This window comes from Paenibacillus sp. Y930 (assembly GCF_056786375.1).
The window spans coordinates 373,809-386,278 of sequence record NZ_JBXCIX010000004.1 but is presented as its reverse complement, the minus strand read 5'-3'; the positions used below and the strand labels follow the sequence as shown (position 1 = coordinate 386,278).

The following is a 12,470-nucleotide window of genomic DNA, read 5'->3' as shown; positions in this document are numbered from 1 at the left end:
AGTAACATCGGAAGCATTAACTTAACTTTTTATCGCTTCGAATTGAGGTACTTCTCCGCCTTATGCCCTCGGATGGGAGTTGCTGTAGACTTCCTTAATTTTCGACTTAGCAATCGCAGTATATTTCATTGTAGAAGTAATATCAACATGTCCCAGCAGCTCTTGTACCGCTCTTACATCAGCACCATTCTCTAGTAAATGAGCAGCAACGGAGTGTCGAAGTGTATGCGGGGTAATCTCATCTGATACTCCCGCTTCACGTGCATATTTCTTCATGATTTTCCAGAAGCCCTGCCTCGTCATGCGACCACCTAAATGATTTAGAAATAATACTTCCTCTGAGCTGCTCTTAGTTGCGAGCTGAGCTCTACCTTGTTCCAAGTAAGCTTCTACAGCCTCTTTGGCATATTGTCCAAATGGTACAAAACGTTCCTTCTGACTCGGACTTATCACTTGAATAAAACCAAGCGATAGATGAATATGCTCTATATTTAACGAAACTAATTCTGTTACTCGAATCCCTGTAGCATATAGTAGCTCCAACATTGCTTTATCGCGAATACCGACTGCTGTAGCAACGTCAGGAACTTGCAGCAAACGATTCGTGTCTTCTTGAGAGATAATTTGTGGTGCTTTTTTTTCAAGTTTCGGAGCTTCAATATATATGGATGGATCGTGTGATATGTAATCATTAGTAATGAGATAGTGAAAAAGAGCACGGATGGACACCACATGTCTAGCTATCGTTGAAGACTTTAGATCTGCTTCCTTTAATCCCAGCATATACTTCAAAGTATGATGCTTATGGACGCTTGTCCACACCTTAACACCTTCACCCTCAAGATAACCAGTAAATTTCAACAGGTCTCTTTCATATGACTGATAGGAGTTTGTCGTAAGCTTACGTTCTTGTTGTAAAACCTTCAAATATTGATGTAATTGCTCGTACATCCTCCCACTCCTTCAACTTTTCATTAACATCTCGGTTATAATTCTCGCAAATGAAAAGCACATCGAAAGCATAAGCTTTTACGAGATATATCATTTCCTATTATTCATTCACCATACCATAAAAACCAAACTAAGCGATCTGGCATTGAGCTTTTATCGATGTAATGCGGTGTACTATCAAAAACCTTCACAGCATCACCGATTGGTTTTTGGTAATGAGTATTCGGTTGGATAACCTGCTGCACCCAATGATAAGCAGATGCAACCATGACAAGCAACACAATAAATAATAAGAAGAATATTAATTTATGTACCATATCTTTCACCATAATCATTAGCATACCTCCCAAAACTTTTAATTGACTACTTGCTATGCTACCGCGAATAAAAAGTAGCATCGAAAGCTTAAGCCAAAAATTTTGTTACTTTAACAGGCCTATACTAATTATATGTACATGCCTGTTAAAGTAGTATGTTAGGTAACGCCAATTTATGAAGTCTAGTACCTTTAGTATGAAAAAAGGCCTGCAACCACTTACATGGATGAGCAGGACCAGTTATTGTTTATTTTCGTTCAAGTCTCGACAACTTCGACAAACGCCATGAAAATCTAATCTATGATCGACTGTCACAAAACCCAATTGAGACAATAGTCGTTCTTCAAGCGGTAACAGCCAATCATCCTTAATCTCACTCATCGTACCACATTGTATGCAAATAAGATGATGATGATGGTGATGATTCGTATCTCCTCTAAGGTCGTAACGGGCAACACCATCGCCGAAGTTGATCTTTTCTACGACATGCAGCTCTGTCAAAAGCTCCAATGTGCGATAGACAGTAGCAAGTCCAATCTCAGGAGCAATCGCCTTTACAAGTAAAAATACATCCTCTGCGCTAAGATGATCTTCCTCATTTTCCAGCAGAATACGAAGGGTGGCTTCACGCTGTGGAGTCAACTTATAGCCCTTATCTAGCAATTGCTGTTTTATCTTATTAATCTGGGCTTCCATCTCTCTCCTCCTACTATTTCACCCTGCTAAATCTGTTTTAATTATATTAGTATAGAGCAATAGAAGTCAAACTTTTTCATCGTTTGTTGCTCTATGAAACTACAACGGCAGTTGCACCAAATACCATTCCATCACTTGAGGAGATACATATACTTGAACAAATGCTGCAATCGCAAGCAAGATCAGCATCGACATTGCAACTGTACTATAGGAAACAAAAGCATCTCGTAAATTACCTGTATGCGTCATTAGTCGCTTTTTCACAATATAAGTAGAGAACCCGATCGCTGTTGAACTAAGTATCAATATGGCGGGAACAGCTACAAGATTATGTGGAACAACCGTTGCAAGACTTAATAATACACCTTGAGTACCAAACATTTGTACAACAATATGAATGCTACACCCTAAAAGAAAGCCCTTCAAAAAGTTTAATACAATAATAAGCGGAACGCCGATAACCGTAATTCCTAAAACGAATAATAAAGCGACCCATATGAAGTACTTGAAAAATGCTTCCCAAAACAAATATGAACTATTTACATCGCTACTTTGCTTCATCCAATTCATATATATCGTAATCTGATGGCCCAGTCCTAGTTGTTGCTCACTAGGTAATACTTGAATAAATATACTTCCAAATACGGCACCGGCAAACATGACCACACCAAGATAAATCCACTTCGATAAATTACTTTTCAACATCATATCACCCTTTCAATCTAACTTATGTCTACTACACATATGCTAGATTGATAGAGTTTATGCAAAATCACACTATTTTCAAACTTAAGTAAGAGAGCCTGTCCGCTGCAATAACTTCCAAGCAGTTACCGCTAACAAAGTTTTCGCATCGCTAATATCTCCGCTAGCAATATAAGCATCTGCCTCTTCAATTGTAATTAATTTCACAATAACATCTTCATCATCATCGAGATTTTGTTGTCCAATTGTAACTTCATTGGTGAAATAAGTATAAAGTATTTCATCAGCAAAGCCAGGTGAAGTGTAATATTGATGCAATAATTGTAGGTTATGAGCAATATAGCCCGTTTCCTCTTCAAGCTCACGAGCTGCCGCTACAATCGGCTCTTCCTTTGGATCAAGCTTACCCGCGGGAATTTCAATTTGAGTTTTACCCAGTGGCTTCCGATATTGTTCCACGACAATTAATTTCTCATCATGGATCGCAACGACTGCCGCTGCCCCAGGATGCTTAATAATTTCACGAGTTGCAGTTCTGCCATCTGGCAAAGCAATCGTATCTACTTGCAAACTAATCACTTTCCCTGTAAATATATGCTCTGTAGAAATAGTAGGCTCATTCCAAATTGTTTTATTCGTATCTTCCTTCATGTTCGATAACCTCCATTCATGATACATGTAATTAGATCGACTTAGACAAGTTGTCATAATGTTTCTTTAATTTTCATAGTCTCCATTATGATGATTAAGGAGCTGGATAATTTTGAAACAACATATTAATAAAAATAACCTTATGCTTTCTGGAAAAGCAAAGCATATTAAACTCGTATTGAATGGTATTGCCAAGAGTCAATATGGCCATTGTACGTTAGCTCAATATACTGCTAATCGACCGCAGATGCGCATAACTCTTGGCAATTTGGATTCGTAACAATTATATTTTGAACGTAGCGGATTGCTTCAATATTTCAACAACTAATTTTGCTGTTTGTACAAGACATTCTACTTTTATTTGTTCATTGGTCGTATGAATATGTTCATAGCCCACTGCAAGATTTACCGTTGGAACTCCTAACCCATTGAACACATTCGCATCGCTACCTCCACCTGAATGGAAAGTCCGTGGCGAAGCACCAATCGCTTCAATTGCCGCGCTCGCTAATTGCACAACGGGCGAATTGGCATCATGACAATAAGCAGGATAGACGATATTGCTATTAAATTTTGCAGTAGCTCCATATTTCAGCGCCGTTCTTTCGACGGCTTGCTTCATACTTTCCACTTGAGAATCAAGCTTATCTTGCTTAATACTTCTAGCTTCAGCAATCAGCTTTACATAGTCACATACTATATTCGTTGGTCCTCCACCTTCAAAACGACCGATATTCGCAGTCGTTTCCTCATCAATTCTACCTAGTGACATCTCACTCACTGCTTTCGCAGCCACTTGAATCGCACTAATTCCTTTTTCAGGGCTTACACCAGCATGTGCTGACTTTCCGTAAAACTCAATTTCAATATGCGATTGAGTAGGTGCAGCAACGGCAATATCACCGATGTCACCATTAGAATCTAACGCGTAGCCATAACTGGCTACTAAATTCGTTGGATCAATCGCACGAGCACCTAACAATCCGGATTCTTCACCAACTGTGATCACGACTTGAACTTTCGCATGTGATGCTCCGCTAGCCTTAATCGTCTCAATCGCTTCGAATAAAGCGGCAATTCCTGCTTTGTCGTCGCTCCCGAGAATTGTCGTGCCATCAGATCTAATATATCCATCTGTATCAATTTGCGGCTTAATACCTACCCCAGGGGTAACGGTATCCATATGACAAGTAAACAAGATCGCAGGCTGATCCTTCGCATCTTCCGTCGCTTCAAGAATTGCGAATAAATTGTTAGCTTCATGTCCTGTCACCTTTGCCGCATCATCCTCTGTAACTGTCAATCCTAATTCAGTCAGTCGCGCCTTCAGCACTTTACTGATTGCACCTTCGTGACCAGATTCACTATCAACGGTCACCAAATCAATAAATTGCGTTACTAAACGTTTTTCTTGTACCATTTTGTTTCCTCCATCCGTCTCTTTCGTATACAATAGAATGTATTAATGAAATTCTATTCATCGAAAGGAGCTTTTTCAATTATGCGTCAACAAAAAATTATTCGTCTTGTTGCAATTATCGTTGCAGCTGCCCTGTTAGTTACAACACTATTCGCAGGCATAGGCTCTTTCTTCCTTTAGCAGAAGTTCAAAAAGCGGACTTTGATAACGATGGGTATGCTAGCGGAGCGTATCCGACATCGAAGATGAAGCGAACTTGGAAAGTACGGTTCGCGTGTACGTAATCATGTACACTTGCGCTTCCGCCTTTCTCAAGTAGCGCTCCATCTTCTTGGTTCTGAAAGCCCGCTTTTTGAACCTTCATTGTAAGTTTCGAGCATTTGGTCGCTTGTGTACTCGTGCCGTACACGTTGCTGGGGTTTGTTTCATTGCCTTAGCATCATCTGGTATCGCGTTGCAGCATAGATAATTATTGTGAAAAGCCAAATTGCTCCTTGAACAGCGGAGCAATTTGCTCTGCTGCTTCCTCAACGGTCATCGAGCTTCCTGTAATATCATTAAAAGAAGTAACGCCAAATTGTCCGATTCCACATGGTACAATACCACTAAAGCCTTCGGCAGCGATTCCTGACTTAATATTAAGTGCAAAACCATGACTTGTTATAAAGCCACGACGCTGCCTAGCTTTATTAAACTTTACACCTATCGCAGTTATCTTCTCATCACCGATCCATACCCCAGTATATTCGGGTTTTCTGCCAGCTTTTATACCATATTGAGCTAACCAATCAATGATTACTTGCTCCATATTTCGTAAATATCCACGAAGATCCAGTCCAATGGCATCTAGATAAAGTAATGGATAACCAACAAGCTGACCTGGACCATGATATGTAATATCCCCACCACGGTCGATATCATAGACCGATATTCCTTTTTGACTCAATGTATCCTTATCAAGCAGAAGATGCTCTGGGTGACGATCAGAGCCCAGTGTATAGGTTGGTGGATGCTGAAGAAGGAGCAGCGTCTCAGGACGCTCCCCCTTATCTATTTCCTTCACATATGCTTTTTGCAGATCCCAAGCTTCTTTGTAGTCCAGCATACCGATATAACGAGCATCCAACATTTTGCGTACTGTATCCACTTCAGACATAAAGGTTATCTCCTTTTATTTAAAGGTAGTTCAAAAAGTGGACTTTGATAACGGTGAATACACTAACGCAGCGTACTCGACATCGCATCTGAAACGAACTTGGAAAGTACGGTTCGCGTGTACGTAATCATGTACACTTGCGCTTCCGCCTTTCTCAAGTAGCGCTCCACCTGCTCGGTTCTTAAAGCCCGCTTTTTGAACCTTTATTGGAATGGGTGGTTCAAAAAGTGGACCTTAGTATATCGAGCTTTCAAGGTTAAAGCTTTCCAAATTATCTTTGACACGCTGCAAGAAACGACCACAGATGACTCCGTCAAGAATACGATGATCAAGTGACAAACAAAGATTAGCCATTGAACGCACTGCGATCATGTCATTAATTACAACTGGCTTCTTCACAATAGATTCAAACGTAAGAATTGCCGCTTGTGGATAGTTAATAATCGGATATGACAATATCGAACCAAATGAACCTGTGTTATTAATTGTAAATGAGCCACCCTGCATGTCAGCAAGTGAAAGTTTTCCTTCACGCGTTTTACGCGCAAGCTCTTCAATTTCCTTCGCAAGACCGGCCACGTTTTTCAGATCCGCATTTTTGATAACTGGTGTCATTACAGAATCTTCTGTTCCTACTGCAAGAGAAATATTAATATCACGCTTTACGATGATTTTGTCTACCGCCCACACAGAGTTCATAATTGGGAAATCACGAATCGCATTAACAGCAGCTTTCAATAAGAACGCAAGATACGTAAGATTAACACCTTCACGTTTTTTGAATTCCTCCTTATACTTGTTACGAAGTAATACTAGATTCGTAACATCGACTTCGATCATCGTCCAAGCATGTGGAATTTCACTGACGCTTTGTCGCATATTACGAGCAATTGTATTACGAATTGGAGTAATATCAATATAAGTTTCTCCGCGACCATGTGCATAAGGATCATCAATTTCAATTTTAGGCATACGAGGTGATTCAGATAAATGCATACCTGTCGAACGAACTTGTGAAGACGTTGCTTCTTGTTGCGGTGCAGGTGTACGCACCATTGATGCTTCAGCAGCTACATAGGCAAGTACATCTTTACGAGTAATCCGTCCACCCATGCCAGTACCAGGTACGTTGGCTAACTGTATATCATGCTGTGCAGCAAGCTGTTGAACAGCTGGCGAGAAGCGATTGCGCATCGAATCGTCAGCTGTAGCTTGTACAGCTGCTACTGATGTATTCAATGTTCCAGTAGCTTCTACAGACGCGACCGGTGCTACAGTATCATTGCTTGCTTCTTCCTCTGTTTCAATAAGACAGATAACCGTACCTACAGGTACATCTTCACCTGTCCCTACTAAAATTTTCACTAATTTCCCTGCCACAGTAGATGGAATCTCCGCAGTCACTTTATCTGTATTAATCTCACAGATTGGTTCATACACTTCAATCCAATCACCCGGTTGTTTCAACCAGCGATCGATTGTTGCAGTTATTTGAGATTCCGCTAATTGAGGCAGAGTAATTTCAGTTATTGCACTCATCTTATTCCAACTCCAATCGTCATAAATAAGCTATGTACGAATTTTTTAGCATTTTTCTATATTTATTATAGTAATAATAGCTAGAATTCAGCTAATTGCTTCATAGCTTCTCGAACTTTATCTGTATTCAGCAAGAAAAACTTCTCGCCCGGCGGGTTAATCGGCATAGCAGGTACATCTGGACCACAAAGTCGCATAATCGGAGCATCGAGCTCAAACAGTAGCTCTTCTGCAATAATGGCTGCCACTTCTGCGCCAACTCCTCCTGTTTTGTTATCTTCATGGACAATTAACACTTTACCTGTACGACGAACCGCTTCAAGTATAGCTTCTTTATCCAGTGGTTGAATCGTACGTAGATCAAGAATATGTGTACTAATGCCTTCTTCAGCTAGCTCAGCAGCCGCTTGTTCAATAAAACGTAGTGGGAGACTATAGCTAATAACGGTAATATCATCACCTTCACGAAGCAAATTAGCTTTGCCGATCGGTACAATATAATCATCATCAGGCACTTCACCACTGACAAGTCGGTAACTTTTCTTATTCTCGAAGTATAATACAGGATCTTCATCACGAATAGCAGCTTTCAATAAACCTTTCGCATCATAAGGTGTATACGGTGCGACAATTTTCAGCCCTGGTGTACCGAAAAATACAGATTCAGGACATTGCGAGTGATATAATCCGCCGAATACGCCACCGCCGATAGGAGCACGAATAACGATCGGGCAACTCCAGTCATTGTTAGAGCGATAACGAATTTTCGCAGCTTCACTAATAATTTGATTCGTAGCTGGGAACATAAAGTCAGAGTATTGCATCTCTGCTATCGGCTTCATGCCATACATTGCAGCACCAATGGCAGCACCGACGATTGCTGATTCGGATAAAGGCGTATCAATTACACGTTGTTCTCCAAATTGCTCTTGTAAACCTTTTGTCGTTGTGAACACACCGCCCTTAAGGCCAACGTCTTCACCGAGAATGAACACATTCTCATCTCGTTCCATTTCTTCCTTCATCGCTAGACGAATCGCTTCGATATAATCTAGTTTAGCCATTACTCTACTCCTCCCTTATTATCATTAGCGTACACATGATCCATAACAGATTCAGGAGTAGGGAAAGGAGCTTTATCTGCATAAGTGCTCGCTTCATCAAGCTGTTTCTTAATTTCAGCACGTAATTCAGCCTCTAGCTCTTCATTCCAGATGCCATGATCAACCATATATTGTTTGAATTTCGGAAGTCCATCTAATGTTTTATTATAATCGACTTCTTCCTGGGTACGATATGCTAAATCATTATCAGAAGTAGAATGTGGAGAAATACGATACATCATCGCTTCGATCAAAGTAGCACCTTCACCTGCGATGGCACGTTCTCTTGCTTCCTTCACCACTCGATATACTTCAAAGGCATCATTGCCATCTACTCGCTCGCCATGAATACCATAGCCAAGCGCACGATCGGATACTTTACCCGCCAATTGCTTATGAACAGGTACAGAGATCGCATATTGATTATTTTCACACATTAAAATGACAGGCAGCTTGTGTACTCCAGCAAAGTTACAGCCTTCATGAAAATCACCTTGATTACTAGAACCTTCACCAAACGTAACGAAGCTTACAAAATCTTTCTTATTCATTTTTGCGGCAAGCGCAAAACCAACAGCATGCGGAACTTGTGTCGTTACAGGACTAGATCCAGTAACAATCCGCAATTTCTTACTTCCAAAATGACCAGGCATTTGACGACCACCACTATTAGGATCCTCAGCTTTTGCAAATGCAGAAAGAAATAAATCTTTGAGCGTCATACCTACGGAAAGAACAAAACCGTAGTCCCGATAATAAGGAAGAAAATAATCATTGTTCCGATCAAGCGCAAATGCAGCTGCGATCTGAGCAACCTCCTGGCCGATACCAGATACGTGAAAATTAAGTTTACCAGCTCGCTGCATAAGCATACTCCGCTCATCATACATCCTTGCTGTCAGCATATTTGTATACATAGCAATAACGGTTTCCTCGCTAATGCCTAATTGCTGATGCTTGGCTTGCTGACCTGTCGAAGACAATACTGTCATATTATCTTCCTCCTTCTCTTTATAAATTGTAACCTGGTACTAATACCACGTCATATATCTATTATACTCTTATCTTTCCAAAAATAACATGTGACATTTATAACAAAACTTAAAGCCCTCGATGAATGGCAGTAATCAGCCCCCAGTAGATACCAGCAACGTGTACACCTAAGTACACAAGCGAACAAAACACGAGACTTATAATGGAAGCTCAAATTGTCGCCTGTCAGCACCAAGAAGATGCACTACAGCGAAAACGAGTAGCGCTAGTAGATGTTATTGGTACACGAGCACATTCAATGTTTCTGCAAGAAACATACATCGGAAGCATATGCTTGGCTTTCGATGGAGGGCATATTCGCCGCCGACTACGCTACGTTAGCATAATCATCGTGATCACAGGTGATCAATTTGAGCCACCGCCAGCATAGCTTCTGCAATTGCTTCTGATAGGGTTGGATGCGGATGCACAACCGCCCCCACTTCCCACGGCGCTGCATTCAGCCAACCCGCTAACGCCGCTTCAGAAATAAGCTCCGTTGCATGTTCGCCAATAATATGAACGCCGAGAATGTCATCTGAACTCTTATCAGCAATAACTTTAACGAATCCTGATGGATGTCCCGCTACAATAGCTTTACCAAGTGCAGCAAATGGAACTTTAGCTTTCTTAATCTCATATCCAGCAGCGACCGCCGCCGCTTCTGTATAGCCATACGAAGCAACCTCTGGCGATGAATAGATGCAACGCGGGATAAGATGAGCTGCCACAAGATTAACTTGGCGCCCAGCGATATGATTTACTGCTGTCAATCCTTCATGTGCGGCAGCATGGGCAAGCTGAACACCGCCAATGCAATCACCAATCGCATAAATATGTGGCTCACTCGTTTGACCATAATCATTAACAACTATTAAATCTTTTTTGATCTTAACATCCGTATTTTCCAAGCCAATATCATGGCAATTGGCAATTCTACCAACAGAGACAAGCATTTGATTAGCCTCTAGCAAGACATTACCTTCTGCTGTTTTTGCTGTAATCGAGAAATCATTCTCCCTCACTGTATAGGAAGATACATCAAGCTGCACGCCCGTAATTGTTCGAATACCACGCTTATCCAGCAATCTCGTCATCTCCATTGAGATTTCAGTATCCTCACCTGGCAATAGACGAGAACCAAGCTCTACAATCGTTACTTGAACGCCAAAGTCATTCAATAATGATGCCCACTCTACCCCGATGACGCCACCACCGACAATCAGCATACTTTCAGGCAGCTTGTCCATCACTAAAGCTTGGTCACTATTCAGTATTGTAACTCCATCTGCTTCAAGACCAGGCAGATTACGCGGAATAGATCCAGTCGCAATAATAAGATTCTGACTTACAACAGATTCCATTTCTCCATCTGATAATTCAACAGCAAGAGTTCCACTGCGTGGCGAGAAAATAGAAGGGCCCACGACACGGCCTTTACCTTTAATCACTTGAATACCATGACGTTTTATGAGACCCTGCAGTCCTTTAAATAATTGCTCTACCTTCTCTTCTTTTTTAAGTTGAACATTATTGAATTGAAACGTTGAGAAATCTGTACTGACATCTATACCAAAGTCCGAACTATTCAACAATGTCCGATATACTTCTGCGCTTCGAAGTAAAGCTTTACTTGGGATACAGCCTCTATGCAGACACGTCCCACCTACCTTATCCATTTCTACGATAGCTACGGATTTCCCCATTTGAGCCGCGCGAATAGCGGCAGTATATCCACCTGGTCCACCACCGAGAATTGCAACATCTACTTGAATACTCATTAATATACCCCCATCATTTCTATCAATATATGCACATACTTATAAAATATCCTTTTTCAATTAAAGTCCCAAGTGACGTTTGTCAGCACAATAACGTATTTACAAGTAACTATATTAAGTTGCTTTTTTCTAAAACTGAACCATATGTAATTGCTTAGTATATCTTATTGTACATCTTTTCGCTTCAGAAATCATCGTAAACGTATTCACTATACCGTTGGTGACGTTATGTGGTAATATAATGTACAGATTGCATTTAACAATACGAACTGTTTTAGGAGATAATTATGAAATTAACTGCGCAACGTATTATAGCTATGTTTATGCTTGTTATTCCTGGATTAATTGCTTGTTTTGGATTTTTGAAAGTAAAGGATTCATTATATGATTATTTCGTTTCCTTTGGCATAGATGGGGCCGACCCTTCATTTCAATTTTGGAAATTCATGTTAGGACTAATTATGTTCCTTGCTGGGACAGGATTTATTGCAGGCTGGACATTTTTCCGTGATCGCAAACGCAATTATGTTGCTACGCGATTCAAAGTAAAACGTGAAAAACCACCTAAGCCTACAAAATCAGCACAATAATTAACATTAAATTGATATAGCTTTAATATTCCTGTAACAAACCTACTCTATACTAATATTATGCTAGTAGAGAGGCAGGTGATATGAATGATCGTATTTGATGTCATTGTAGATGGAGCTAAAGTTGATACATTACGACCGATGACTTCCAAGCTAAGAGAATTAACACATTTCATCGAGCAACAATTTGAGCAATTAGTTGAGAAGTATGGACAAAATGTTCACTTAAATAGACGATTCGAATATTAAATCGAATTGTCTATTTTTTTTGTATTGAAATAAGCTACTTTTAATATATGCACTTTAATTCCCCCATCATGGCACCTAGTGAAAACACACTAAATAGAGTGATTTTCACCATATATACTTCCAACCTCAATTTTCGAAAAACTGCATGAAATATATTTACAGAAAAAAAGAAGGTAATGTAGCTCTAATGGAGAACATGTTGAATAAAAGAGGCTTCTTTGGCTAATAAGAATGAAGGAAAGCGTTATCATGAGGGACGTTCCAATATTAGAAGTTGTTG

15 protein-coding genes are annotated in these 12,470 nt (G+C 40.3%); 4 read left to right on the top strand and 11 right to left on the bottom strand.

All coding sequences use genetic code 11. The annotated features are described in order from the left end of the window. Positions 1-60 precede the first annotated feature (60 nt). The 5 genes from xerD to AC1TO5_RS14155 form a co-directional block, all read right to left on the bottom strand. A complete protein-coding gene (xerD, locus tag AC1TO5_RS14175) occupies positions 61-951 on the bottom strand; it encodes a site-specific tyrosine recombinase XerD (protein ID WP_482063474.1) in 891 nt (296 codons plus the stop codon). Between the two features lie 104 nt (positions 952-1,055). Continuing rightward, on the bottom strand, positions 1,056-1,286 hold the full coding sequence (locus AC1TO5_RS14170; RefSeq protein WP_482063473.1) for a DUF4227 family protein: 231 nt from the start codon (positions 1,284-1,286) through the stop codon (positions 1,056-1,058). A gap of 222 nt (positions 1,287-1,508) precedes the next feature. Beyond that, positions 1,509-1,964, bottom strand: a complete 456-nt coding sequence (gene fur, locus AC1TO5_RS14165) for a ferric iron uptake transcriptional regulator (RefSeq protein ID WP_482063472.1) — start codon at positions 1,962-1,964, stop codon at positions 1,509-1,511. A 99-nt stretch (positions 1,965-2,063) separates the two neighbouring features. After that, a complete protein-coding gene (spoIIM, locus tag AC1TO5_RS14160; protein WP_482063471.1) occupies positions 2,064-2,672 on the bottom strand; it encodes a stage II sporulation protein M in 609 nt (202 codons plus the stop codon). A gap of 81 nt (positions 2,673-2,753) precedes the next feature. Beyond that, complete coding sequence (locus tag AC1TO5_RS14155; RefSeq protein ID WP_482063470.1) at positions 2,754-3,320, bottom strand: NUDIX hydrolase; 567 nt, start codon at positions 3,318-3,320, stop codon at positions 2,754-2,756. A 112-nt stretch (positions 3,321-3,432) separates the two neighbouring features. Between AC1TO5_RS14155 and AC1TO5_RS14150 the strand changes: the two genes are divergently transcribed. Continuing rightward, positions 3,433-3,600, top strand: coding sequence for a hypothetical protein (locus tag AC1TO5_RS14150; RefSeq protein ID WP_482063469.1), 168 nt, complete (start codon positions 3,433-3,435; stop codon positions 3,598-3,600). Positions 3,601-3,603: 3 nt separating this feature from the next. On the opposite strand, the gene AC1TO5_RS14145 is transcribed toward AC1TO5_RS14150, so the two are convergent. The 5 genes from AC1TO5_RS14145 to AC1TO5_RS14125 all read right to left on the bottom strand — a co-directional run bounded on the left by AC1TO5_RS14145 (position 3,604) and on the right by AC1TO5_RS14125 (position 9,530). Then, positions 3,604-4,740 (bottom strand): M20/M25/M40 family metallo-hydrolase, encoded by a 1,137-nt coding sequence (locus AC1TO5_RS14145; RefSeq protein ID WP_482063468.1) that lies wholly within the window; start codon positions 4,738-4,740, stop codon positions 3,604-3,606. A 469-nt stretch (positions 4,741-5,209) separates the two neighbouring features. Further along, on the bottom strand, positions 5,210-5,896 hold the full coding sequence (gene lipB / locus AC1TO5_RS14140) for a lipoyl(octanoyl) transferase LipB (protein ID WP_482063467.1): 687 nt from the start codon (positions 5,894-5,896) through the stop codon (positions 5,210-5,212). Positions 5,897-6,130: 234 nt separating this feature from the next. Beyond that, a complete protein-coding gene (locus AC1TO5_RS14135) occupies positions 6,131-7,435 on the bottom strand; it encodes a dihydrolipoamide acetyltransferase family protein (protein WP_482063466.1) in 1,305 nt (434 codons plus the stop codon). 80 nt (positions 7,436-7,515) lie between these two features. Next, on the bottom strand, positions 7,516-8,499 hold the full coding sequence (locus tag AC1TO5_RS14130; RefSeq protein ID WP_482063465.1) for an alpha-ketoacid dehydrogenase subunit beta: 984 nt from the start codon (positions 8,497-8,499) through the stop codon (positions 7,516-7,518). Then, entirely contained in the window at positions 8,499-9,530 is a 1,032-nt protein-coding gene (locus tag AC1TO5_RS14125; protein ID WP_482063464.1) for a thiamine pyrophosphate-dependent dehydrogenase E1 component subunit alpha, read from the bottom strand. Before AC1TO5_RS14125 ends, AC1TO5_RS14130 begins: the two co-directional genes overlap by 1 nt. A 203-nt stretch (positions 9,531-9,733) precedes the next feature. Here AC1TO5_RS14125 and AC1TO5_RS14120 point away from each other — a divergent pair, with 203 nt between their 5' ends. Beyond that, complete coding sequence (locus AC1TO5_RS14120; RefSeq protein WP_482063463.1) at positions 9,734-9,961, top strand: hypothetical protein; 228 nt, start codon at positions 9,734-9,736, stop codon at positions 9,959-9,961. Here AC1TO5_RS14120 and lpdA read toward each other — a convergent pair. Beyond that, entirely contained in the window at positions 9,927-11,351 is a 1,425-nt protein-coding gene (lpdA, locus tag AC1TO5_RS14115) for a dihydrolipoyl dehydrogenase (protein WP_482063462.1), read from the bottom strand. The two genes, AC1TO5_RS14120 and lpdA, sit on opposite strands and share 35 nt — an antisense overlap. A 287-nt stretch (positions 11,352-11,638) precedes the next feature. Between lpdA and AC1TO5_RS14110 the strand changes: the two genes are divergently transcribed. Beyond that, a complete protein-coding gene (locus AC1TO5_RS14110; RefSeq protein WP_482063461.1) occupies positions 11,639-11,941 on the top strand; it encodes a DUF2627 domain-containing protein in 303 nt (100 codons plus the stop codon). Between the two features lie 87 nt (positions 11,942-12,028). After that, positions 12,029-12,190 carry a hypothetical protein gene (locus AC1TO5_RS14105; protein WP_482063460.1) on the top strand — a complete coding sequence of 54 codons (162 nt, stop codon included), beginning with the start codon at positions 12,029-12,031 and terminating at the stop codon, positions 12,188-12,190. Positions 12,191-12,470: the final 280 nt, after the last annotated feature.

Bases quoted from the DNA above. Each gene is read 5' to 3' on its own strand.
- fur (WP_482063472.1), bottom strand. From the start codon at position 1,964: ATGGAAGCCCAGATTAATAAGATAAAACAGCAATTGCTAGATAAGGGC.
- AC1TO5_RS14130 (WP_482063465.1), bottom strand. From the start codon at position 8,499: ATGGCTAAACTAGATTATATCGAAGCGATTCGTCTAGCGATGAAGGAA.
- xerD (WP_482063474.1), bottom strand. From the start codon at position 951: ATGTACGAGCAATTACATCAATATTTGAAGGTTTTACAACAAGAACGT.
- AC1TO5_RS14135 (WP_482063466.1), bottom strand. From the start codon at position 7,435: ATGAGTGCAATAACTGAAATTACTCTGCCTCAATTAGCGGAATCTCAA.
- AC1TO5_RS14120 (WP_482063463.1), top strand. From the start codon at position 9,734: ATGGAAGCTCAAATTGTCGCCTGTCAGCACCAAGAAGATGCACTACAG.
- AC1TO5_RS14155 (WP_482063470.1), bottom strand. From the start codon at position 3,320: ATGAAGGAAGATACGAATAAAACAATTTGGAATGAGCCTACTATTTCT.
- lpdA (WP_482063462.1), bottom strand. From the start codon at position 11,351: ATGAGTATTCAAGTAGATGTTGCAATTCTCGGTGGTGGACCAGGTGGA.
- spoIIM (WP_482063471.1), bottom strand. From the start codon at position 2,672: ATGATGTTGAAAAGTAATTTATCGAAGTGGATTTATCTTGGTGTGGTC.
- AC1TO5_RS14170 (WP_482063473.1), bottom strand. From the start codon at position 1,286: ATGATTATGGTGAAAGATATGGTACATAAATTAATATTCTTCTTATTA.
- AC1TO5_RS14105 (WP_482063460.1), top strand. From the start codon at position 12,029: ATGATCGTATTTGATGTCATTGTAGATGGAGCTAAAGTTGATACATTA.
- AC1TO5_RS14110 (WP_482063461.1), top strand. From the start codon at position 11,639: ATGAAATTAACTGCGCAACGTATTATAGCTATGTTTATGCTTGTTATT.
- AC1TO5_RS14145 (WP_482063468.1), bottom strand. From the start codon at position 4,740: ATGGTACAAGAAAAACGTTTAGTAACGCAATTTATTGATTTGGTGACC.
- lipB (WP_482063467.1), bottom strand. From the start codon at position 5,896: ATGTCTGAAGTGGATACAGTACGCAAAATGTTGGATGCTCGTTATATC.
- AC1TO5_RS14125 (WP_482063464.1), bottom strand. From the start codon at position 9,530: ATGACAGTATTGTCTTCGACAGGTCAGCAAGCCAAGCATCAGCAATTA.